This window comes from Vibrio sp. 970 (genome assembly GCF_033339075.1).
In genome coordinates, this window is sequence record NZ_JAWOTW010000001.1 from 177,269 (window position 1) to 200,093 (window position 22,825).

Below are 22,825 nucleotides of genomic sequence, written 5' to 3' on the forward strand. Positions count from 1 at the left end.
CGAGATCATAAACTCAGAGGTTCTGACTTTTGGAGCAAAACCTCTGGATTGTTTAGGCTATTTGGAAAGAACGATTTCGCCGTCGCGATAAACCAAGCTTGGCGTTACATCTTGTCCGAGCAGCACCGGGCCATCAAGATCGACAACGCTTGCCTGAGCAGCAATGGGTAAGGCAGCACGCATCGCAAGCGACGTCCCCAACATACAACCGGACATGAGGCTAAAACCGAGTTTTTGGGCGTCGTCGGCTAATAATAGTGCTTCAGTGAGCCCGCCAGTTTTATCTAGCTTAATATTCACCATTTCATATTTGCCAACCAACTGATGCAATTGCTCTCTGGTGTGACAACTTTCATCGGCGCAAAGTGGAATGGGGTGCGGAATGCTGGCGAGTACGTCATCGCAGTCTTGTGGCAACGGTTGTTCGATCATGGTGATGTCTAGCGGTTCGAGTTGAGCAAATACCGTCGCGAGGTCGAGGTTTTGCCACGCTTCATTCGCATCTAAGACAATTTGTGCGTGCGGCGCGGCATCGCGTACTGCTGCAACGCGCTCAATCACGTTTTCACCATCCAGTTTTACCTTAAGCAGTTTTGCGCCTTGGCTAAGGTAAGTTTGTGCCTGTTTTGCCATCGCTTGCGGCTTGTCGATAGAAACCGTCATCGCCGTCACAATCGCCTCGGGTAACGTAAAGAGGTCGTGAACCTGCTGCTTTTGGCTCAAAAGCGCGTGAAGATGCCAAAGGGCGCAATCCAATGCATTTCTTGCCGCCCCCGCGGGCAATAACGATTGAAGCTGGCTTTTGAGAACCATGACATCAGCTTCGCCTTTGGCATACAAACTTTGCAGTTCATGTGCGGCGTGAGAAATCGCCTTAATCACCGATTCAACCGATTCACCATAACGAGGGTATGGCGTGCATTCACCTTGGGCTGTCATGCCTCGATGTTCAATTGTCACTCGGACTACGTGGCACTCTGTCCGACTGCCGCGAGAGATGCGAAATGGTGTCGCCATGGCAAGCGTGACAGGTTCTACATGAATTTTCATCTCACTAGTTTTCCCTAAACCGCAGTTATTTTCTAAACCGTAAATGTTTCTTAAATCGTAAGGAGCCTATCTGCAACCGCATCAACGCCAAAACGTACAGGGTCGGTGACGGGCACTTGGTATTTGTCGCTCCAATCCTGGCATAACTGGGCTGCATCTTCTTCGCTGACCGCCGAAGTGTTCAAGCAAATACCCACTAATTGAGCGTTTGGATTTGTTAGGCGAGCAGCGGCCAGATTCGCTTCTATCGTTTGTTCAATGGTTGGCAAGCTCGCATGTGGTAAGTTGCGGATGTGCGGGCGACCAATCTCATGGCACAGTATCAGAGCGTCAGCTTGTGCGCCGTGAAGTAAGCCCAAACTTACGCCAGCAAACGAAGGGTTAAACAATGAACCTTGCCCTTCGATGATGTCCCAATCGTGATCGGTGAACTCAGGGCTGATCGCTTCTACTGCGCCGGAGATAAAATCGGCAACTACGGCATCAATCGAAATGCCACTGCCTGCGATGAGAATTCCGGTTTGACCCGTTGCTTTGAACTCTGCACGACAGTTTTTACGCTTCAATGCATGCTCAATGGCAAGGGCAGAGTACATTTTGCCAACGGAGCAATCTGTCCCTACAGTAAGTACTCGCTTGCCTGCGCGAGCTTTGCCATTGCCGACCTTGAGCGGGGCATCATAATGACGAACATCATACAGTTTGGTTAATCCGCGTTGTTCTAGATCGGCAAGAGGAGCAAATTCCGCCAAACGTTGGTGCATGCCCGATGCAATTTCAAATCCCATCTCTGCCGCTTCAAGTAAGGTTGCTTGCCAAGCTTCGGGAATGACGCCTCCTGGATTTGCCGTGCCGAGCACCAGCGTTTTTGCTCCTTGCTGCTGCGCTTGTTGTATTGTCATGTCGGTTAAACCAAGCGATACGGTTTCTGGCGTCAGGCGGATTTGGCCAAGGCAAATCTCAGGTCGCCATTGGTAAATGCCACGCGCGGTTTTTGCTGCAAGTGGATCGGTTACATCGCCAAGAAAAAGTAGGTAAGGTTGAGCAATTTGCATGATGGTTCCCTTCGTCATCGTTATTGCTCATTAATTTAGCCAGACTGATTTAGGAAACCGAATGCTTATTTGTTAGGCAGGTATAACTTCAGGTTATACCTTTAAACCATCTGTTGTTTTAGGGCGGTGATAAATTGCTTTGTCGCAATGGATTGAGGTGTGTGCTCTGCGAATAAAATAGAAACAGAGAAGGACATATTTGGCTCCAAAGCATGCACGGAAACGGCATTATCTTGGCGATATTGTTTTGCAGTCCAAGGGTCTACAATCGCGAATCCTGCTTCGTTTTTCACCAGTTCAGCCGCCGCGGAGTAGCTGCGGACGGTAATGGCATGTTGATAATGCTCGTCACGCGCCGATAAGGTTTGATGCAGCAATAAGCCCAGAGGATCTCGGCTATCTAAACCGATAATGGGTAAATCGTGACTGATGAGTTCTTCTAAAGTGACGGTTTTTTCTGTGGGTATCGCTGCGCTTTTAGGGGCAATTAGCGCCAAGTTTTCTTTTAATAACATGTGTCCCATGATCGCTGGTGGCGTTTCTTCACCGAACGCAATGGCGACATCCAACTCATGTTTCAGTAAACCTGAGCACAGCTCATCGCGATTGGCCGTTAAGAGCTCAAAGGAGATGCTGTGCTCTTTCGACAACAACGCGACAGTCGGCGTTAACAAGTGTGCGGCCAAAACAGGCGGAGCACCAACTCGTAAATGTTGAGTTCCCTGTTTGACTTTGTTGGTCAGAGAGCGAAATTGTCCGAGTTGTTGATAGACTTTTTCAGCCTCTGGCAATAAGGCTTTGGCTTCTTGAGTTGGAACGAGACGGCCCTTTACACGCTCAAATAAAGCGAAGCTCAGTTGTTGTTCTGTATGGGCGAGAACTCGAGTGACATTAGGTTGGGAAACGTGCAGTAAGCGAGCCGCGCCTGACACCGTTCCTGCTTGCATAATGGCGTAAAAGACTTCTAATTGCCTTAAGTTCACTGCGATTTCTCTCTGCTTATGTTGGTCACCTCAGAATACCCAACCTTGCTGATAAGCGATAGAGGCAAAAGTGCTGGCGTAAAAAATAGGAAGACGATGTTGGTTGCCTTCCTATCTCGCTTTTTCAATTTCTCAACTTCTCAATTTCTATGCTTCACTTTGCTGCTGCATGAAGGGGCAGGTCGTTAAACGGCTCGACGTCTCGGCTGAGTAATCCCATCAAAATCACTGCTAATACCATGACAGCGGCTGCGATTGCAAAACCGTATTGTGTTAGTTCGTAATGACTCAATATTGCAATCAGGACGTAACTGAGAGATTGAATGGTGGTGGCAAACATGCTGATGCCGCCATCGACGCGACCTCGTTGATGAACCGCTACGGTGTGATGCATCCAGTTGACTCTCGCAATGCGATTTAGCGCGTTAAATACGCCAAACAGCGCCGTAAACAATAAGATGGTCAGCGGGCTCATCGCAAAACTCATCCCGATAAGCGCAAAAGAGACCATAACCATCGAAGCGAACATAATGTGGCTATGGGAGGCACGGCTTAGCACTTTGGTGACAATAAAGCCGGTTAGCAACGAGCCGAGGCCAAAACTGATGTTGAACCCTGCAAACCAATCGCCAGAGATGCCTTGTTCAGAAAACCAAATCGGCACCAGTTTGCTCAAATACGTCAATGCAGGATAAGAGAGGCAAGAGAGCAGAATAAAGCCATAAAATCGGGGTTCGAGACGGAATATTTGTTTGCTCTCTTTGAGTTGCGCGATGAAAGCAACGGATTTTGACGCCCTTAATTGTCGGGTATAAGGCGTCAGAATATAGAACATCGCTGCTAACGCAGAGGCGCTGGCCGCAAACAAAGCAAACTCTTTCATACCCCACATTTCAAGCAAAACAATACCCAACGCGCCAGCTCCGAGGGTTGTGGATTGCATTACAATTTCTTGCTGACCCGAAATTTTCGCATACTCATGGTGCTGATAATTTTCTTGGGTGAAGGCGTTGTTGGTCGTCCATGCAAAATTACTCGAAACCCAATACACCAATTGCGCAAAAGCCAGTAACCAGTGTGACTCAAACCCTAACCAATAAGCAATGAACACCACCAAAGCCATACCCGATTGAATCCATTGATTGAGCACGAGTAGTACTTTGCGTGAATGTCGGTCAATTAAAGTGGAAAAGAAAGGAGTTGCTAGAAAAGAAATCGCGGTGCAGCTCAGAGAAACTAAAGCGACGAATGTACCCATGTTAGGTTCGGAAAGCATGACCCATGGCAGTGCCATCATGAATAAGCCAGAGGAAATGCTGTCGAAGAAGCGGCCAGCTAAGTACGGCTGAGTTTTATTTTTCATTATGTTTGCCTCTAACTCCCGATGGATTTCAAAAGGTTGATGTCCAACTGTCTTGTGTTTAACAACCAAGTCGTTCGCGCTGAACACATTATCTTGAGATCGCCGGGGTTTAGCGTTAATTAAGATGGTGCAACTTTAAAACCTCAAGTAAACTTGAGGTAAAGCATTTTTTTAACAAAATTGATACACAGGGAGTCAAGGATGGAAATCAGCGTAGGAGAAGTGGCAAAACGTTCTGGAGTGAAAGTATCTGCCCTACATTTTTACGAGCAAAAAGGACTGATTTCGAGTTGGAGAAATCAAGGTAATCAGCGTCGCTACCATCGCAGTGTGTTGCGCCGTGTTGCGGTGATCAAAGCAGCGCAGCAAGTTGGGTTGTCGTTAGAAGAAATTAAACATGCGTTAGATGAACTGCCGAAACACCAAGCCCCTAACAAAGCGCAATGGGAAGAAATGGCAAGCCATTGGCATGAACAGTTAGAACAAAAGATTCAAAAACTTAAAGCGTTGCAAAACGATTTAGGCGGATGCATTGGCTGCGGGTGCTTGTCGTTAGAAACCTGCGCACTGCGAAACCCAGAAGATGTATTAGGGAAAGACCACTCGGGGTCGAACTTAACGTTAGAAGAAGAGTAGCGATTATCTCTATTCTTTGTCGAAACTGTCGACTACGATCGCGCCCATCGAAGCAGGCATTGTGATGACGATAACGCGCTTTATCGCAACCAAAGGCTCATTCATGAGTGGCAGCTTATCAAGACAGAAAAGAACTAACGCTACCACAACGGCCGCAATGAGGTACGCGATAACCACACGAAAAATAAAGATGGATACGCGATTCTTGATGTGGCTTTGAAACACGCTTTGATACGCGAAAAAACTGAGGAAAATGACAGAAAGACTTAACAGCATGAGCAAGTTTGCCATTGGTAGGCTCTCACCCAATCGCCACGCCTCCTCCGAAAATGAGATCGGGACTGCTAGGGCAAAAGCACCAACCAATACTTGGCTAGCGTCTTCTAGATTAAAGTGGCTGCTCATGCTGTTTATTCCATTATTCGCTTGCTAGATGTAAGAGCTTTTCAAAACGCTCATTACCGTGCAGCAATTCGAGGTCTCGTTCTTCGGCAAGTAAATCACGAATGGATGGGCTGTATTCAATTGCGCGTTCCAAGTCTTCAATAGCTTGCTCTTCGATACCAAGGCGAGAGTATGCACACGCGCGTTGATACAGTGCAGGGCCGTTGGTGTAATCGACTTCAAGTACGCGGTTACAAATGCTAAGTGCCCAATGGTATTCGTTGATTTCCATCGCTGCGTCGGCTTTGTAAGTCAACGCTTCTAAATCACCTGGACGAATTAATAAGATTTCATCATAGATTTCAATACGTTGTTCTGGAGTTTGAGAGCTTTGTGCACGTAGCCATAAGTTATGGATCTCGTTGATTTTCTCAATCTCTTTGTTGTTTTCACTGATAATGCGAGTTTTGCGTTTTAAATCTCGCTCAAGGGCGACAAACTTTTTCTCGTATTCTTGGGCGATCTTCTCCAATCGTTTATCAGCCATCTCTTTGGTGTTGTGTTTAAACTCGCGCAGAGATTGCCATCCGACAAAGGCAATCAGCGATGCGACACCAGCAATGATGTAGAAGAAGTATGTAACGGTCACGTTGGCATAGTTCAACGATTTATCTGCGACCGTTAGCTCGCGATCGGTGATCTCTGTGATCATTCGCTTTTCTAGGCTTTGATAGTCCTGACGTAGCGCTTTTAGTTCATCTAAAATATAGCGTTCCATTAATGGTCTATCTAACAGATCCGATTCTGAATACTTTTCCTCCGATGCCATTGTTGGCAAGGCAAGTATCAGCGAGAAAAAAATACCAATAAATAAGCGCATATAACGTCCTTTCACGAGAAGAGTACAGATAGACCATGCAACAATAGCAAATAGCACAAACGTTTAGCAAAGTTATTACAAAAGAAATAACAGTCGTCTACGTAGAAGTCATATTCTTGTTGTTTTTCAGTTTGTTCCTGGTGGTTATTTGTTGTGATATCTTTTATCCTCCTTGCGAATTTATGATTAATGGAGTGAGCATGGACGCGCGAGCTAAGGATTACTTAGAACAATTCCTAGAATTATTATCACCAGAACAAAGGGAAGCTGTACCATCAGTCAGTGCTGACTATTATTGTGCCGACGAATACAACGCGAATGTATGCGCAGATTTGGTTCGTATTGGACAGAAAACTGCATCGTGCAGTTTGGAGCTTTGGTATCGAGAACATGGTGAAACCATGCCCCAAGTCGGTCATTTACAAGTAGTGACGAATTGGGATGGGGACCCGGTTTGCGTGATACGAATTACTGACGTAAGTACATGCAAATATGAGGATGTAACCGCAGAGTTTGCCTTCGCAGAAGGCGAAGGTGATAGAACCTTAAACTGGTGGCGTGATGCTCATACTGCATTTTTTAAAGCTGAATGCGATGAGTTGAACATCGATTGGCATGAGAAACGTACGCTGGTTTTAGAGCGTTTTGAAGTGGTGTATCCCGTCAATTAATCTCTGATAGCAGCACTGATTTGAAGTGCTGCTTTCTTTATCGAGAGACCATTTTTAGCGCTTTCGAGCGGTCACACTAAACATGTGCCAATGTTTTTGGCTTCCGACTACAGTGGTCCCGTCTTCATCTCTTTCATGCAATGAAATGAGGTCGTAACCTTCGAATAAGCTTTCCACTTCCTTTTTCGTTAATGCGGTAATGTTTGGATGCATTTCGGAGGTCACCCAGGAGTCTTTCACTCCCAAGAAATCGCCGCAGAAGATACCGCTCGGTTGTAATGCGCTGTCTATTTTTGTCCAGACTTGTTTGAAGCCTTTGTCAGGGCAAAAGAACAAACTGGCATTTGCGATAACCAAGCTGCACTGAGGATAATTAAACTCAGTAAAACAGCACTGCGAAACCGAAAATCGTTTATTACCTTCAAAGCGTGTTAAACAAGTTTTTACTGCATCTTCATTGCTATCACATGCGTGAACCTTAAATCCCTGTTCGAGTAGAAAGTGGCTGTCTCGACCTATTCCGCAGCCAATATCAAGAGCGACTTTGCCTTCTATCTTAAGTCGGTTTACGGCATTTTCCACGTTTGGGCGGTGAGGTTGGCTTAAAATTTTCTGATAGTATTCATTCCATTGCGCTGGCATTGAACTTCCTTATGTTGGTTGTGTCCCCTGCCCAAAACTAGCGTCCATTTTGTTTTGCTTGACTGGGGAGGTTTGCAGTATTGGCAGCTGTTATAGCTGATCTTCAATCGGTAATATTCCGGAGAACCAAGCGCCCATTTTTCGCCATACTCCTGCTTCTGGTTCGGAGTCGTATTCTTCGCCTGTTTTTACGTCGGTCCAGACAATGTCCCCGTCGCGCAGAGTTAAGGCGTAGGCGTTACTCGACAGTTGATTTGGCAGTTGTTCTAGAAACATTTGCACATATTCTGGCTGTTCGATAACAACGGCCATTTCGGTATTCAAAGCGGCCGAACGTGGGTCCCAGTTCATCGAACCAACGAAAAGTGTTTTGTTATCAATTGTCATTGCTTTAGCGTGTAAACTTGCTCTGCTACTCCCCGTGAGGCTCCACTTACTTTTGAGTTTCGCGCTCGCTTTTACTTCCCAAAGCTTGATTCCAGCTTCGAGTAGATCTTTTCGATATTTTGCGTACCAACCATGCACGGCAAACACATCGTTAGACGCGAGGCTATTGGTCACAATCGTGATATCAACGCCTCGCTTGGCCGCGTTACTTAATGCTTGAGTACCTGCTTCAGTTGGAACGAAATAGGGAGAAATGAGCACAAATGAATCCTCAACACTTTTAACCAATTCCGACAAATTATCAATAAGTTGGCTCTCTCGGGTCGCGACTTTATCGGGCAGATCAAACCATACTTTCGCTTCTCCCCAGTAGAGCTTGAGTTTGCCTTGTTTTAGATCTTGGTACATATCCAGTTGAGTGAAGTCATAGCGGCCGGTTGAAAACTTTTCCTCTAACCGGAGTTTATTGACCTGCTTTTGAATCGCTTGGTCGGTAATTTGCTGTGAATTCGGTGTAATCCATTCCATTGGTATCGAATAGGCGCTATTCCAGTAGAGGTCGAACTGATCGGCAGTTTGTTGTACCGCCTCACCATAGAGCAGAAGATCAAAATCACCAAACTCAACTTGCGATTCAAAAGAGAAGTATTCATTGCCGATATTTCTACCTCCGACAATGGCGGAAACACTGTCTGCAATCAGAGACTTATTGTGCATACGACGATTAAGACGTTCAAAATCGCTAGCAAGAGCGAACCAACGGGAGTCGCGATACTGATGTGGGTTAAATAAGCGGATTTCTATATTAGGATGTGCATTGAGGGCTGCCATCACATCGTCGTTTCGCTTTTGCATATCGTCAAGCAACAGCCTTACTCGAACACCACGCTTTGCCGCTTCATACAAGCGCCACGTTATTAGCTGACTCGTTTCGTCACCACGGTAAATATAGTATTGAAGATCAAGGCTTTTCTGGGCGGACTCGATCAAAGAGGTTCGAGCAAGAAGGGCATCGTGTCCCTGATTTAACGGTGCAAAGCCAGTTATGGACTTGGGGTCTCTCCCGTAAGCTTCAAAGTACTGCGCAAGAACAGAATCCTTTTGATAACCGAGCTGAAAGCTGGTGGACTTTTCACTGGCGTCATTCAACGATACGGATGAGCATGCCGATAAAATAGTGAGCAGCGGGGGGAAGAGCAACTTGGCGAGCGTTTGTAACAAAGCACATTTCCTTGTCTTACAGAGTGTTACCTACTCCAAATTATAGACTTAAGCTGACGCCACATGCACCCAGAACCGTTTGATAACGAGCGATTAATCAATGAATTGCCATAGAGCCTGCACTAAGTTCAACTTTTAGAGCGCAGATAATCATTTATTTTAATTATCATTATGGCCGTATTGGTCATAATCACTAATATCTGGTGATTATGACCAATAGCACACTGGATAAAATAATGATTTTTATATAACCATATGATTTTTAATAAATAAATGCTTGGCATGTCATTTGCTGTTTAGAATAAAAGTTAAGTCAGAGCAACTTGCGCAGTTGGTTAATTTTTTGTTAATTTTATTAACTTTGAATTGGCAATAACTATCTAGTTCGCTGCTTAAAAGACTAGGCAAGCGCCGCTTTGATGTTTATTCAAATTCAATTCTCTCACCACCATGCTTACCGGGAGCAATGGACTGAATAAAAGTGTGGTGTTGAAAACAACAATAAAAAAGGATTTTCGATGTTAGCAAAACCCATATTACGTTGGCTTTTACCCTTCGCCGTCGTTGGAGGCTCTTATGCAGGATATGCTGCAATTGCCGCAACTGCGCCGGAAAAAGAGTCAACCAAAGATGCAATTACAGAACCTACTGTTCAGGCTTCTTCTCTTTTTCCTACTGATCACAAAGTGGTGATTACCAGTCACGGTGAATTAGTCCCTTTTGAAAAAACACACCTTTCCGCGCAAGTTAGTGGTGAAGTTACGAGTTGGCACCCGAATTTTGTGACGGGTGGCATCGTAAAACGAGGAGAGGTTCTTTTCACAATTGAAAGTGACAACTATGAAGCGTCGGTTTTACAAGCTGAAGCCGATTTAGCTAGTGCACGCGCAAACTTGATTGAGGAACAAGCGAAAGCCGAAGTGGCAAAACGTCAGGCAAAGAGACTGAGCGATAAGCAAGTGACGGATCTGTATTTACGCAAGCCTCACGTTTTGAGCGCACAAGCGCAAGTAAAGTCGGCTCAAGCGGCACTCAAACGAGCAAAAAGAGAGTTAGAAAATTGCAAAGTCGTTGCACCTTACGATGCGCTGGTTGTTGAGCGTGATATTGGTGTTGGTCAATTTGTTACATCTGGTTCTCGAGTTGCCACGTTAAACAACATCGAAGTGGCAGAGGTGCACGTACCCATTGCCGGTTTTGATAGTGCATTTTTACCCGAATCCATTGGTGAACTCACTGCGACAGTGACGCAGCAAGGTGTGTTTTCTACCACTAGAGAAGGTCGAGTAGTTCGTGATTTAGGCATGATTGATAGCGCTACCCGAATGATTAACATGGTCATTCAAATCGCGGACCCATACGGTGTCGATAACCAGCAGCCTCCAATTAAATTCGGCTCCTACGTTGAAGTGAGCTTCACTGGTAAGGAACTTAAGCATATCTACCGCTTACCACAGGAATTAGTAAAAAATCGTACCGTGTGGGTAGTGAATGGCGATAATCAACTTCAACCCAGAACTGTCACGGTTTTGAGAGCAGAAGGTGAGTTTTTGCTGGTGGGCGAAGGTTTAGAGCAAAGTGATAAGTTGGTACTGACCTTGCCCGAGTACCCTCAAAAAGGCATGGCGGTACAAATCGCAAAAAAGAGTGACGACTCCGAAACCGTCGTACAGTAAGTAGGAGTTTGTCATGGAAGATATTAAACAAAAGGGCTTGATTGCCTATTTTGCGAATAACCCCGTCGCTGCCAACCTTTTGATGGTGTTCATCATTATCATGGGTGTGGTGAGTTTTCTCTTTATTCAAAGGCAGATGTTTCCGAATATTGAGGTGAACTACATTGATGTTCGTGCGACTTATCCTGGCGCTTCTCCTCAAGAGATAGAAGAGAGTATTCTCGTTAAGGTCGAGGAATCGATTAAAGACGTCACCGGGATTAAAAAAGCAGTCTCAACGGCCTCTAGAGGTAGCGCGTATGTTTCCATCGAGGTAGACGTTAATGCCGATATCAAGCGTGTCTTAGATGATGTAAACCAACGTATTGATACCTTGTCTAACTTACCAGCGGGTATGGAACCAATCAATGTCTACCAAGTTGAATGGCGCCAAGATGTAATCGAAATGGGGTTAGTTGGGGACCGACCGCTCGAGGAGCTTAAACCGCTTGCTAAGCAAATCGAAGATGAATTACTTCAGTTAGAAAACGTCATGCTGGTGTATCTGAGTGCGCCAGAAGAAGAAATAGCGATTGAAGTAGACCCACTTGTTCTTCGTAAATACGACCTGACGTTGAGCGATATCAGCAGCGCGATCAGCCGTTACTCAGCCAACTTTTCTGCGGGCGAAGTAAAAACAAACTCAGGGATGATTGCAGTAAGGATTGAAAACCAATACTACCGTGGTGATGAGTTTAGAAATATTCCTGTAAAGCTTGGCGCAAATGGTGCGAAGGTTTTACTGCAAGATATCGCCACGATCAAAGATGGCTTTACGGAAGAAGAGCGCTATTTTGAATACTCAGGGCAAAATGCGATCTACATGTCTGTTGAAGCAACTCGTGATCAGAACATTATCCCTGTTGCACAGTCCGTTCGTAATTATATTGAAGCAAAAAACAAGACATTGCCGCAGGATGTTAAGCTCAAAGTCTTAGTTGATACGACTTATTATTTAAATGGGCGTCTCGACATGATGTTGAAAAACTTGCTGCAAGGTGCTGCATTAGTCGCGATTATGCTGACCATTTTTCTACGTTTCCGCTTGGCTATGTGGGTAATGATTGGGCTACCTGTCTGTTTTCTCGGTGCCGTAATGATGATGCCTGCATTAGGGATCACGGTAAACATCGTGTCTCTTTTTGCCTTCATTATGGTGCTCGGTATTGTAGTTGATGACGCCATCGTGATGGGAGAAAGTGCGTACAGTGAAATCGAAGAAAAGGGCGGTGGCGTCGAAAACGTGGTTCGTGGTGTAAAACGTGTTGCCACACCAGCCACTTTCGGTGTGTTAACCACAATTGCTGTGTTTGCCCCTTTCTTGTTGTCTAGCGGTATTGATAGTGCCTTCTTTTATGGTATCGCGGGGGTCGTGATTCTTTGTTTGATCTTCAGTTTGATTGAATCGAAGCTGATCCTTCCTGCACACCTTGCGCATACTCATTTTAAGCCAGTTAAACCAGGTGGTTGGCGTGACCGATTTAACCAACGTTTTTTTGGTTTTGTAAATGGTCCATATCGGAACTTTGTAACAACATGCACCCATTGGCGCTGGACAGTGTTTGCGGTGTTCTGTGGTTTACTGCTGATCAGCGCGGCTTTGATCAACGCGAATTATGTTCGGGTGATCCCTAACCCTAAAGTGCCGACTGACTATCCTGCGATCACTATTGAAATGAATGATACCGTTTCAAGTGAGCAGACAATCAGTGCACTCAAGACTATTGAACGTGTCATGCAAAAGATCGAATCTGAGACCATTGCAGAACATGGTCAAGGAATGATTCGTGATGTGCTGTCGTACAACAGAAGCCGCACCGAAGGTCGTGTATTAGTACCTTTGGTTGATGAAGAGTTACGCCCGTTCAATACATTTGAGCTGGCTCGACGTTGGCGTGAAGCTATGCCTGTTATTCCAGGTATGAAGAGCATCAAAATCCGCGAGCAGAGTGCGGGTGGTGGTGACAGAGATGAGTTTGGTTACTTGTTGTTTGGTTCTAACATCAATGAGCTCAACGAGGCTGGGCGTTACTTGATAGAGCGTTTACAGCAGGAAGAAGGGTTATATGATATTTCATCTTCTATTGATTCTGGAAGCAAAGAAGTACTCCTGTCTCTTGCGCCTGTAGCGTACGATCTCGGTCTGGATCTCACCATGATCGCAGAGCAAGTTGGTGGCAGCTTTTATGGTGGCGAAGCACAGCGCATTATTCGTGATGGTGAAGAAATTAAAGTTATGGTGCGTTACCCGCAACTGACGCGTGAAGCATTCTCATCATTGCGTTACGCTGTGATTACCACACCAGCAGGTAAGAAGGTCATGTTGGGTGATGTGGTGAAGATCAATGAGCAGCCGGGCGTGAGTAGCATTCGACGTGAAGGCGGGTATCAAACCGTTTATGTTTATGGTTCCATAGACGAAGAATTGGTTGAGCCTCAAGAAATCGTTAAGGTCATTGACGACAATATCTTACCGGACATGAAGCAAGCCTTCCCAACTGTGAAAACAGAATTGGGCGGTGATATTGAAGAGCAGGCTGCGCAGCGTAATGAACAGATTTTGTTCTTTATTGCAGGCATGATCATCGTCTACATCTTGTTAGCTGTACCGTTAAAAAGTTATACCCAACCTTTGATTGTAATGTCCGTCATTCCGTTTAGTCTGACGGGGGCGATTTGGGGCCATTTCTGGCTAGGTTTAGACATCAGTATGATGTCGACATTTGGTTTGATCGCCGCTGCTGGCGTGGTTATCAACGACTCTCTGGTTATGACAGATTACGTAAACCAAGTGAGAGAAAAGGGTATGAACATCAAACAAGCGGTTGTTGAGGCGGGTTGTGCTCGTTTTCGAGCTATCACGCTCACCTCAATAACGACGTTTGCGGGTGTATTGCCGATAATGTTTGAAACGAGTTTGCAGGCGCGTTTTGTCATACCGATGGCTGTCGCTTTGGGCTTTGCGGTGTTGTACGCAACGGTTCTGACTTTAGTGTTGGTGCCTTGTTTGTATTTAATGCTTGAAGATATTAAAAATATTTTCAGATCGATTAAGAGGTTTATCCATCGTTTGATTAATCGTTTCAGAAAGTCGCCAGTGACGTCGAGCGTTGAAGCAAGCTTATCGACTTAACAAGCTTGATGTTAACGATTAGGAGCAGCCTTCGGGCTGCTTTTTTGTTTCCGCATTTTGATTCAAAGTGATTTTTTAACGGGCAGTTACGTAATTATCTGATGAGAAAACTGCCTGACGGAGTATTTCCCATATCAATGCTTTTGATGTTTTAAATTTGCATGGTTAATTTGACACTTGGTTAGCGAAATTTACCAGATGAAGATAACGTCTAATATGGTTCATGGTTTAAGTTATTGAAAAATAACAAAATAAAAGTTGGCATCGTATGTGCAATATATAAGTTGTAATTAAAATTAACTGCTAATCCTCAAGGAGCTTATTATGAAAAGCGTATTTCTATCTACTCTAAGTCTTATTGCTGTAATGTCATCACCGATCGCTGCTGCTAACACTTTAGACAAAGAGGAGTGGAGCTCAGATTTACGTCAGGACTTTTCTGAGATGAAACATGAAGCTATAGCAGATATTCAGCAAATGAACATGGATGCCATTCACGCACGTGATGAGCGTATCGTGAAAAACATTAAAGATGAGCAAGAACAGTTAGTAAAGGTAACGTGCCACAAAGAGAAAGCAAGCAAGTCATAAACGCCGATAAAAGAGACTAACAGACGAAAATGAATCCAATACGAGTTCGGTGTTAGTTAGCAGTAAGCACTGACCTTGTTGCTCTACTTGCCAGCCTTTTAAGGCTGGCTTTTTTGTTTCTCATTTCATGGGTAGGGATCAGATCCTCAAGCTCATTATCAATAGTTGGCGTGTTTGATGAGCTATTGCTGGATGGAGCGGATGTAACTTTTAAAAGTGTAGATTTCAGTAAAGTGGAGGTGATGTTAGATATTTAAAATTTTGAAAAGATCCGATCTCCTTTTTGACCTTCATAATACCTTAGTATGTGGTTCACTTTTATTTGAAGAGGGATTAGTAATGACTTGGGAATTTATTGAAAGGAAAGAGGCTTTTGATTACATTGGGCTAAATAATAAGTCGGTTAATGAGGTTGAACAATTCTTACATGGAAGAGTGAGGCTTTCTGCTGCACTCTTTAGCAATAAAAAACTATACTTATCAAGACAATCCCTCATCATGCTTGCGTCTCTGAATGAATATGATCAGAAGCAAGTTGTCAAAGAAATGTATTTTCTTTCATCTAATCCAAGCACACCCTCTGTAGTTAGACACAAACGCAATCCATTGCTTCGAATATTTCGAACTAGGTATCCCTTCAAAAATTATCATTACTTATTAACTTGTATCCTTAGAGACGGGAAAGTTGTAATTCATGATATTGCTTTTGATCGACAGTTGCATGGTAAGTCTATTTTTAAGCATTCACATCAAAGAACCCAAATGTATCATGTGAAGAAAGAAACAGGTAAAAATGGTGAGTATAATGGAGTGCAGAACAATGATGAAGCAAAGTTATTGTTGGCTGAGTGGGACCACACTAAAGCTCAAATAACTCATCAAGTCAATACGCTTCATGCAACGGTAAATGGAATGTTGAATGATTATGAGAAAGCGGCGACACTGATGGGGGTACATACGCAGGTGGCGTACAAAGAAGATAAGCCAACAGAGTATACGTTGTTTCACAACCCTTCTGATAATGCGAAGCTGGACCTTATTGAATGTGTTTATGACAAAACTCGTTTTACTTCGCACAATGCTCAACACCTAGCAGCAGTAATGAAACAATGTGCAGAGCAGGGTAAGGAAGTAAAATGGACAGTACATAGCCAAGGTGCCATTATTTTTAACTCTGCTCTTGAGTATGTTAGAAAAAATAATCCGAGCTTAAGACTATTGAATCAACAAATCGTTGTGCATGCAGGGGGAACAAATACAACGAAGATAGGGAAAAATGCACAGCAGCTTGGTTTGAAAGTTAATTACACAAAAACCCGAACGAATCCCTTTGATATTGTCCCAAATATTGCTGCGAGACAAACTCCATTATCTGCAAGTAGTCTCGTTCGTTGTTGTAAATTCTTGGGATTAGTGATGAATGGAGAGGTCACAGAGAGCCCACATACATTACCCTATTTCGGTGTGGAATCTTATCGACGACAACTGATGATGTCTGGTAATAATATGGCTAGTAAACGTTTAAAAGATATTGATGAATATTTAAAGAACAAGGGTTAGATATATGGGCCTTATTAAAATGTATAAAGATGGCTTTCGAGGAAAGCCAGATTTTGCAAACTTGTTACATAATGTATTCCAGATAGATGACTTAGTGCTGTCATTTGAGTGTCCGAACAACATATATGAAGGACATGTATACCAAGATTTTATTGAATTACAACGGTTCAATATTGATTCAAAAGTAGAGCGGCATGAAAAGTTTATAAAATTGGCCACGATTTATTTCTCTTTTCAAAATAAAATAATAAATCCACTATTACCAATCAATAAACAAGGTGGTTTATATATTCGGTTAAGGATTAAATCTTCAGATAAATATATTACTAGTGTTAATGAACTATCTTCATTTATAGAGAAAGAGTACGTGGATTTTTATCATGCTGTAGAGTCACCTGACGGCTCTCGAAAAGGTGATCATACAGAGTTGATGAATGATGCCATTGCGTACGCAAATCATCGTTGGGGAATGGACCCGATAAACGAAGAAAAAAAGAGAGCGAAAGAAGAGTTCCTTATAGGAGAGTTTCTTCGTGGTTACCCTCCAATCAAATGCCAAGATATCAAGATTGGTGAAAATACATTTTCAAAATATGTAGAAGGAAATTTGGAGTATAAAAAAGACTATCGAAGAGTGTACAATTTGCCTATCAAAAATGAGTTTTACTTTAGTATTGAATTTTTATATGAAATCGAGCCTATGTTTGCTCAAAAAAAGTTTTTAGATTGGGTAAGACACGCGGATGAAATCTTTGAAAAAAATGTTTTAGAGTTGCTAGCACTGTCTCCGCTTATTGATTCGCATACTACCTCCAAATCCGAAAGGTTGACAAAAAAAAGTTGATCCAGAGCGTTCATACTTAACTTAAAGAAAAAAGCCCGCGAAGAATGCTTTCACGGGCGAAAAAAGGGCACCAAATTGGGTGTCTATTCATTTTGGAGGTGGTCGAACGTCCATATAAAACTGACAATAGGCTTGGTGAGAGGCTTACCACCAGCGCGACCAACGAGGCTAAAGTTAACATTGTTGTAATGATTGTTAAAATGTTAATTCTTCAATCAATGTTTTCATTATCGTGAGTTTAAATTGTGAATGTGTTGCCTGCGTGTATTTTTACTCTGTGAAATGCCGTTTTTGACAATAAAACATATTATAAATCTTGTGTTGGTTATTTGATTTGGTTATATAAAACTCAACATACTTAATCCTTAACTGTTCATATTTACACTTAATGAGACACAATAACCTTCTGTTTGTTAAGTGATTGTGTGTTTTTTAACGCATTGGTATTGAACAAAAAGCGACCTAAGCCGCTCTTGTTCATTTTGATAAGTGTACTTATCAGTTGTTTTAGATTTCTTCGTGCTTATGGACTAGGCCGAAGTCAGCTAAAATGGCATACGCAGCAGGGATCATAAACAACACCAGCAGAGTGGATGCGAAAATACCAAACACGATGGAGATAACCAGTGGTTGGATAACCTGTGCTTGCAAACTGGTTTCAGTCAGTAACGGAAGCAAACCTGCTGCAGTGGTCATTGATGTTAGGAATACTGCTCTAAAGCGTTCCCGACTGGCTTTGACTACCGAGTCATGCACATTATCCCCTTCATCCACATGATGGCGTATGTACTGAACTAACAGAATCGAGTCATTCACCACAATCCCTGCTAATGAGACGAAGCCCATCATACTTGGCATACTTAATGAGTGACCGAGTAGGATGTGTCCCCATACCACGCCAATAAAGGCGAGGGGAATCGCAAGCATTACGACGAATGGTTCCAAATAACTGCGGAATTGGTAACTCAGAATCGCAAACACGCCAAACAAACCAAGCAAGAAGCCTTTACCCATTGATGCGCCAGTTTCAGCGGTATCTTTGGCTTCGCCTTCAAAATCAAAGCGAAGACCAGGATACTTTTGCATAAGCTTTGGCGCTTCATCTTGTTGGAACTGACGAATAATGGCGGTTGAGTTGGCTTTCGTATTGTCGATATCGCCGAATACACTCACTGTGCGCAAGCCATCAATGCGCTGGATTCTTACGTAATTACGTTGGAAATCCAAAGTCGCAATGGTCGCGAGTGGGATTTGACTGCCATCGGACAAGATAATTGGGAAGTTTGCCAATTGCTGTAAGTCACCAGCTTGTGCTTTATCGAGGCGAACTTCGATGGAAATGTTTTCTACCCCAACTTGGATTTCGTCTGCGGTTTGGCCAAAGAAAGCCGCACGTAACTGATTGGCGATGAGTTGGCCGTTAACCCCATAAGCTTCTGCCCCCGGACGCAGTTTAACCAAAACTTCTTCTTTACCCATACGCATGTCATCCAACACGCCATGGACACCGTCAAACTCATTCAAGTATTGCTGAATGTCGATAGAGGCCGCTTTGAGCGCATCCAGATCATCATGCTTCGCTCGAATTTCAATCGCTCGTCCACCCGGCCCCATGGTCGGTTGTTTAAATACCAGCGAGATAGGATCGGCAAGTTCACCGATGTCTTCGCGCCATGCATCGATAAATTCATCGATGAGTGTGTTACGACTCTCTGCACCCAGCAAATCCAGACGCACCGTGGCAATATGAGGGCCAGATTCATTCGCATCGGCGTTAGCGTTGAATTGACTGGTGATGTGTAGAACCAATGGATTGCCGTCTTCCACTTTCTCTGTCCATTCTTTATCTAGCTTTTGAGCGGAAGCGACGATCTTATCGACGACGGCTTCCGTTTGAGACAGAGAAGAACCCGGAGGAAGAATAATGCGCGCTTCTGCAATGTCGCCATCCAGTTCAGGGAAGGGTTGAAACTTGAGTAAACCACCTACTAACGTGGCTGCGGAGATAAGAAGCAAGGCAACCACACCACCCATAAAGGCATAGCGATACTCGACCACTTTATCCACTGCGTTGACCAAGGTGGTGTTGCGAAAGTTTTCAAAAGAAGCGAGCAGCTTTTGTTTGAACTTCGGTGTTTTTCGCTCTTGCTTTTGTTTGTGTAGTGAGTGAGAAAGGTGGTTAGGTAGAATCAAGAAGGCTTCCACCAAACTTAAACTCAGTACGAGGATCAGAACTTGAGGAACCGCTTTAAGTACCGCACCCATTTCACCTTGCAAAAATAACAAGCTACCGAAAATACACACCGTAGTTAAAAAGGAAGAGATCACCCCCGGCAGTACCTTTTTCACTCCTTTAGTTACGGCATCATCGATCTCTTCTCCTCGGTCTAGGTGAGCGGCAATCGATTCGGCAATAACGATGGCGTCATCCATCATGATACCGATGGCCATGAGTAACCCGACCAAAGACATGATGTTGATGGACAGGCCAAGTTGCGCCATCAAAAATAACCCACCTAAGAAGGCAACAGGTAAACCAGCTGCGACCCAAAAAGAGTAGCGAAAACTAAAGAACAACCACATGGTGGCGAAGACCAGAATGATACCTTGCCAACCGTTTTTGACCATCATGGTCAGGCGATCCCAAAGCACGGATGAAAGGTCATTGGTCATTTGTAGCATCACACCGTCTGGCGCGATGGCTTGTTGTTCTTCGACAAATTGAGCAACACGTTCTTTAATGCGCAGTGCATCGTCTTCTTTGTTTTTGCTGACTTTTAGTAGGGCAGAAGGGTGACCATCAAAGAGGACTTTCTGTTCGTCCAATTCAAATCGGTCGGTAATCGTCGCAATGTCTCTTAGACGGATGATTGACCCATTTGGACCAGAGGCCACGACGATAGTCTCAAGCTCTTCTGGCGTCACGCGTCGTTCGTCAAAGCGGATCAGAAAGTTCTTATCTGGCGTTTCGACATTACCACTTGGCAACTTGACGTTCTGACGACCAATCTGCTCAGCAATATCGCCAACACTTAAGCCAAGCTGTCGAATGGCTTGAGTGTCTAACTCTACTCGGTATTGGTGGTCAGAGAAGCCTGCAACTTCAACCAAAGACACATCATAATCGAGCTTTAATGTGCGTTTAAGTTGTTCTGCATAGGCTTTTAGCTCTGGCCATGTGGTGTCTGCAGTGATCGCGATATCCACAACTGGCTCATTCCAATCTAGCTCTTGGACCACAGGAGACTCAATTTCTTGTGGGAAGTCATTAATCGAGTTGATCTGGGTTTGAACATCAACCAGCATGCGGCCGATGTCGGCTTCTTCATTCAGTTTTAAGATAAGACGCGCAGAGCCTTCAATCGCTTCACATTGCGTTTCTTCAATGTTAGCAAGGCCATCAACAGCATCTTCCATTCGGACACAGATACTCTCTTCGACTTCTTGCGGGGAAGCTCCTGGGTAGACTACACCAGCTAGGATGTAGGGCGGATCAAACTCAGGAAAGGTTTCCCGCTTAATCGTGGAAAGTGAAGAGATACCCAATATAAGCAGCGTTAGCATCAGCAAGTTAGCTGCCGTTGGGTGCTTGGCGAAGAATCGGATCATGAATCAGACTCCTCAATAGCCGTTTCTGACTGTTCAGGTGACTCTTTCAATAGCATGCCGTTAATCGCAGGCAGCAAATCGTTGATGATCAGCTTCTGACCTTGCTCTAGTTCACCATCGATCACCACTTGGTTATTGCGACGATATAACACTTCAACCGTGACGACTTGCAGACGGTTGTCATCTCCCATCAGGTAAATCTTATCGCCATGAAGCGCACGCTCTGGGATGACCCAACTCGGGTTCTCTTGTCCCTCAATCAAGGCACGCACAAACATGCCGTTCACCAATGGAGGCGCAGACGTTGGGTTTAATGCACGGTAGTCTTGTTCAATTTCCAGAATCACACCGGCAGTCGCTTGGCTTGGATCAACCGTTTCACTGATGCGTGCAACTTTCGCAGGCCAGCTTGCAGAGAGGTTACCGCTGCTGAGCTCAATGTTGGCATGAATCGCATTCATATCAGGTTGTGGAATACCAGATTCATCGCGGACAAACTCACCGATGCTCGCCGCCAAAGTTTGCATGTCATGAATGGATAGTTGAGCTTCCACTTCCATGACATCAATACCATGTCCTGTCACCATGGTTTGTTGGAGGTTAACCACTTGCTTTTTCTCAATTTCTACGTCAGCAATACGCAAATCGTAAGGAAGCGTGATGATGGTTTTATCAAGCGAGCGTTCGGCCTCATCCACTTTTGATGCATTAACTTTAACTAGGGCTTCCGCGACTCGTTTCTCATCCGGCATCAAACCAATTTGATTTTCAATATCCAGTACTAACTTACGTTGAGAGAGCGCGCTTTGCTCTTGCTGATCTACATCCGATTGCGAGGTTAAGCCTTTCTTACGTAGGTTTTGTTTACGGTCTAACTCTTTGTTGGCGATAACCAGACGGTTGGCTTCTATCTTGAGTGTGCTTTTGAGATTCGCTTCTTCTTGGTTCAGCTTAGCCAGAGAGGTTTGAGCAGATTTGAGATCGGCTTGAGCTTGAACCAGTTTCAGTTCGTAATCGAGTGGGTCGATTCGCAAGATTTCTGTCCCTGCTTGCAACACTTGTCCTTTTTCCAGCTGCGGATGGCGGTAGACCACTTTCCCCGTCACTTCGGCTATCGCTTTCCATTCCACTTTTGGGGCGATCTTGCCAAACCCTATGGCTACTGGAGCAATGGCTTTGAGCTCAAGTGGAATCGTCTCGACCAACCGTGCACGATCTCCAGCGGGTTTTACGGGCAAATCTGGTTTGAGGCTAATCGCCAAAAACAGAATGACGACCCCCACCGCAAGAGCAGGAAAGAACAGCAGCTTTTTATTTATCTTCATATTGGTCGCCCGAGTCTAAAAATCCATGTTTCATCAGTTGTATGTTGTGTTCGAATAATCGGTTCAAGAAGGCTTCTGAAAGTTCAATGCCATGAATGGCGAGCAGTGCTGGTGGTGCCATAAAAGGAAATACCATCAAGCTGATGTAAGAGACGCGACAAAGTTGAGGGTCGGCGTCTTTTCGTAAAACGCCACTGTCGATCAACTTATCAAAGATCACGCCTTGCATTGGCTTACTGATATCTGCGAAGACTTTTTCGAGCAGTTTGCGTTGGGTTTCCGATGGGGGCATATTCATAACTTGGGCAACTAAGCGTGGGAACTGTGGTACCTTGATCATTTCGCGGTAGTAGGTGCGCATTAGATCGAGAAAGTTTTGCTCGTTACTGTTGGATACCAACGTCTGCATCTGCTTTTGCATCGGTGACAGTGTTTCGCGCAACATGGTCTCGAACAAGCCTTCTTTGTTGCCAAAGTAGTAACGAATCATCGCCACGTTCACGCCTGCTTTCTGCGCGACTAGGCGAGTAGAGACCTTGTCATAAGCCATAATGGTGAAGAGTTCGCGCGCGTGGAAAATCAGTTTTTCCCTTGCGTCGATATTATCTGTGGGTCTTCCCGCCCTTCGATGCGCTTCCGTCACAATCTTCTCTCAAAATATTAAACATTTGATTAATTATAAGACGCTGATTTCTCATGCGACATGTGAAAAATTAATCAGTATTTAATCAAGTGATTAATTTGTGATGAAGAGAAGTAAAAAAGAGCAGAAAGAA

The 22,825-nt window shown here is 44.3% G+C and carries 18 protein-coding genes; 7 read left to right on the forward strand and 11 right to left on the reverse strand.

Annotated features, from left to right (window positions below; all coding sequences use genetic code 11):
* Nucleotides 1–57: 57 nt before the first annotated feature.
* The 4 genes from dgcA to R7Q11_RS00865 form a co-directional block, all read right to left on the reverse strand.
* Entirely contained in the window at nt 58–1,050 is a 993-nt protein-coding gene (gene dgcA / locus R7Q11_RS00850; RefSeq protein WP_225466100.1) for an N-acetyl-D-Glu racemase DgcA, read from the reverse strand.
* A 50-nt stretch (nt 1,051–1,100) separates the two neighbouring features.
* On the reverse strand, nt 1,101–2,105 hold the full coding sequence (dgcN, locus tag R7Q11_RS00855; RefSeq protein ID WP_053349330.1) for an N-acetyltransferase DgcN: 1,005 nt from the start codon (nt 2,103–2,105) through the stop codon (nt 1,101–1,103).
* A gap of 101 nt (nt 2,106–2,206) precedes the next feature.
* Nucleotides 2,207–3,088: a LysR family transcriptional regulator gene (locus tag R7Q11_RS00860; RefSeq protein ID WP_042523297.1), complete on the reverse strand. Its 882-nt coding sequence runs from the start codon at nt 3,086–3,088 to the stop codon at nt 2,207–2,209.
* Between the two features lie 154 nt (nt 3,089–3,242).
* Nucleotides 3,243–4,451, reverse strand: a complete 1,209-nt coding sequence (locus tag R7Q11_RS00865) for an MFS transporter (RefSeq protein ID WP_225466101.1) — start codon at nt 4,449–4,451, stop codon at nt 3,243–3,245.
* Nucleotides 4,452–4,652: 201 nt separating this feature from the next.
* Between R7Q11_RS00865 and soxR the strand changes: the two genes are divergently transcribed.
* On the forward strand, nt 4,653–5,087 hold the full coding sequence (gene soxR, locus R7Q11_RS00870) for a redox-sensitive transcriptional activator SoxR (RefSeq protein WP_005373898.1): 435 nt from the start codon (nt 4,653–4,655) through the stop codon (nt 5,085–5,087).
* A gap of 9 nt (nt 5,088–5,096) precedes the next feature.
* On the opposite strand, the gene R7Q11_RS00875 is transcribed toward soxR, so the two are convergent.
* Both R7Q11_RS00875 and R7Q11_RS00880 read right to left on the reverse strand, forming a co-directional pair.
* Nucleotides 5,097–5,492 carry a DUF2391 family protein gene (locus tag R7Q11_RS00875; RefSeq protein ID WP_005373896.1) on the reverse strand — a complete coding sequence of 132 codons (396 nt, stop codon included), beginning with the start codon at nt 5,490–5,492 and terminating at the stop codon, nt 5,097–5,099.
* Nucleotides 5,493–5,505: 13 nt separating this feature from the next.
* Complete coding sequence (locus tag R7Q11_RS00880) at nt 5,506–6,351, reverse strand: tetratricopeptide repeat protein (protein WP_005373890.1); 846 nt, start codon at nt 6,349–6,351, stop codon at nt 5,506–5,508.
* Between the two features lie 200 nt (nt 6,352–6,551).
* Between R7Q11_RS00880 and R7Q11_RS00885 the strand changes: the two genes are divergently transcribed.
* Nucleotides 6,552–7,022, forward strand: a complete 471-nt coding sequence (locus R7Q11_RS00885; protein WP_005373887.1) for an ASCH domain-containing protein — start codon at nt 6,552–6,554, stop codon at nt 7,020–7,022.
* 54 nt (nt 7,023–7,076) lie between these two features.
* Here R7Q11_RS00885 and R7Q11_RS00890 read toward each other — a convergent pair whose 3' ends face one another.
* Nucleotides 7,077–7,664 carry a class I SAM-dependent methyltransferase gene (locus R7Q11_RS00890; protein ID WP_213961018.1) on the reverse strand — a complete coding sequence of 196 codons (588 nt, stop codon included), beginning with the start codon at nt 7,662–7,664 and terminating at the stop codon, nt 7,077–7,079.
* Nucleotides 7,665–7,754: 90 nt separating this feature from the next.
* Nucleotides 7,755–9,272 carry a phospholipase D family protein gene (locus R7Q11_RS00895; RefSeq protein WP_225466102.1) on the reverse strand — a complete coding sequence of 506 codons (1,518 nt, stop codon included), beginning with the start codon at nt 9,270–9,272 and terminating at the stop codon, nt 7,755–7,757.
* Between the two features lie 518 nt (nt 9,273–9,790).
* Between R7Q11_RS00895 and R7Q11_RS00900 the strand changes: the two genes are divergently transcribed.
* The 5 genes from R7Q11_RS00900 (at nt 9,791) to R7Q11_RS00920 (ending at nt 17,115) form a co-directional block, all read left to right on the forward strand.
* Nucleotides 9,791–10,948: an efflux RND transporter periplasmic adaptor subunit gene (locus R7Q11_RS00900; protein WP_005373881.1), complete on the forward strand. Its 1,158-nt coding sequence runs from the start codon at nt 9,791–9,793 to the stop codon at nt 10,946–10,948.
* Between the two features lie 13 nt (nt 10,949–10,961).
* Complete coding sequence (locus tag R7Q11_RS00905) at nt 10,962–14,120, forward strand: efflux RND transporter permease subunit (protein WP_225466103.1); 3,159 nt, start codon at nt 10,962–10,964, stop codon at nt 14,118–14,120.
* Between the two features lie 324 nt (nt 14,121–14,444).
* Entirely contained in the window at nt 14,445–14,711 is a 267-nt protein-coding gene (locus R7Q11_RS00910) for a hypothetical protein (protein WP_005373876.1), read from the forward strand.
* 339 nt (nt 14,712–15,050) lie between these two features.
* Nucleotides 15,051–16,271, forward strand: a complete 1,221-nt coding sequence (locus R7Q11_RS00915) for a hypothetical protein (protein ID WP_225466104.1) — start codon at nt 15,051–15,053, stop codon at nt 16,269–16,271.
* A gap of 4 nt (nt 16,272–16,275) precedes the next feature.
* On the forward strand, nt 16,276–17,115 hold the full coding sequence (locus tag R7Q11_RS00920) for a DNAase (protein WP_225466105.1): 840 nt from the start codon (nt 16,276–16,278) through the stop codon (nt 17,113–17,115).
* Nucleotides 17,116–17,622: 507 nt separating this feature from the next.
* Here R7Q11_RS00920 and R7Q11_RS00925 read toward each other — a convergent pair.
* Genes R7Q11_RS00925 through R7Q11_RS00935 form a run of 3 tightly spaced genes read right to left on the reverse strand, consistent with a single transcriptional unit; the run spans nt 17,623 to nt 22,692 of the window.
* Nucleotides 17,623–20,724 carry an efflux RND transporter permease subunit gene (locus R7Q11_RS00925; RefSeq protein WP_225466106.1) on the reverse strand — a complete coding sequence of 1,034 codons (3,102 nt, stop codon included), beginning with the start codon at nt 20,722–20,724 and terminating at the stop codon, nt 17,623–17,625.
* Nucleotides 20,721–22,049: an efflux RND transporter periplasmic adaptor subunit gene (locus R7Q11_RS00930; protein WP_042523281.1), complete on the reverse strand. Its 1,329-nt coding sequence runs from the start codon at nt 22,047–22,049 to the stop codon at nt 20,721–20,723. Before R7Q11_RS00930 ends, R7Q11_RS00925 begins: the two co-directional genes overlap by 4 nt.
* A complete protein-coding gene (locus R7Q11_RS00935; RefSeq protein WP_021707693.1) occupies nt 22,036–22,692 on the reverse strand; it encodes a TetR/AcrR family transcriptional regulator in 657 nt (218 codons plus the stop codon). Before R7Q11_RS00935 ends, R7Q11_RS00930 begins: the two co-directional genes overlap by 14 nt.
* Between the last annotated feature and the right edge of the window lie 133 nt (nt 22,693–22,825).

Excerpts from the sequence above, each read along its gene's own strand:
- R7Q11_RS00890 (WP_213961018.1), bottom strand. The coding sequence starts at position 7,664 with ATGCCAGCGCAATGGAATGAATACTATCAGAAAATTTTAAGCCAACCT.
- R7Q11_RS00905 (WP_225466103.1), top strand. The coding sequence starts at position 10,962 with ATGGAAGATATTAAACAAAAGGGCTTGATTGCCTATTTTGCGAATAAC.
- R7Q11_RS00910 (WP_005373876.1), top strand. The coding sequence starts at position 14,445 with ATGAAAAGCGTATTTCTATCTACTCTAAGTCTTATTGCTGTAATGTCA.
- R7Q11_RS00920 (WP_225466105.1), top strand. The coding sequence starts at position 16,276 with ATGGGCCTTATTAAAATGTATAAAGATGGCTTTCGAGGAAAGCCAGAT.
- dgcA (WP_225466100.1), bottom strand. The coding sequence starts at position 1,050 with ATGAAAATTCATGTAGAACCTGTCACGCTTGCCATGGCGACACCATTT.
- R7Q11_RS00865 (WP_225466101.1), bottom strand. The coding sequence starts at position 4,451 with ATGAAAAATAAAACTCAGCCGTACTTAGCTGGCCGCTTCTTCGACAGC.
- R7Q11_RS00900 (WP_005373881.1), top strand. The coding sequence starts at position 9,791 with ATGTTAGCAAAACCCATATTACGTTGGCTTTTACCCTTCGCCGTCGTT.
- dgcN (WP_053349330.1), bottom strand. The coding sequence starts at position 2,105 with ATGCAAATTGCTCAACCTTACCTACTTTTTCTTGGCGATGTAACCGAT.
- R7Q11_RS00880 (WP_005373890.1), bottom strand. The coding sequence starts at position 6,351 with ATGCGCTTATTTATTGGTATTTTTTTCTCGCTGATACTTGCCTTGCCA.
- soxR (WP_005373898.1), top strand. The coding sequence starts at position 4,653 with ATGGAAATCAGCGTAGGAGAAGTGGCAAAACGTTCTGGAGTGAAAGTA.
- R7Q11_RS00925 (WP_225466106.1), bottom strand. The coding sequence starts at position 20,724 with ATGATCCGATTCTTCGCCAAGCACCCAACGGCAGCTAACTTGCTGATG.
- R7Q11_RS00930 (WP_042523281.1), bottom strand. The coding sequence starts at position 22,049 with ATGAAGATAAATAAAAAGCTGCTGTTCTTTCCTGCTCTTGCGGTGGGG.
- R7Q11_RS00875 (WP_005373896.1), bottom strand. The coding sequence starts at position 5,492 with ATGAGCAGCCACTTTAATCTAGAAGACGCTAGCCAAGTATTGGTTGGT.
- R7Q11_RS00915 (WP_225466104.1), top strand. The coding sequence starts at position 15,051 with ATGACTTGGGAATTTATTGAAAGGAAAGAGGCTTTTGATTACATTGGG.
- R7Q11_RS00885 (WP_005373887.1), top strand. The coding sequence starts at position 6,552 with ATGGACGCGCGAGCTAAGGATTACTTAGAACAATTCCTAGAATTATTA.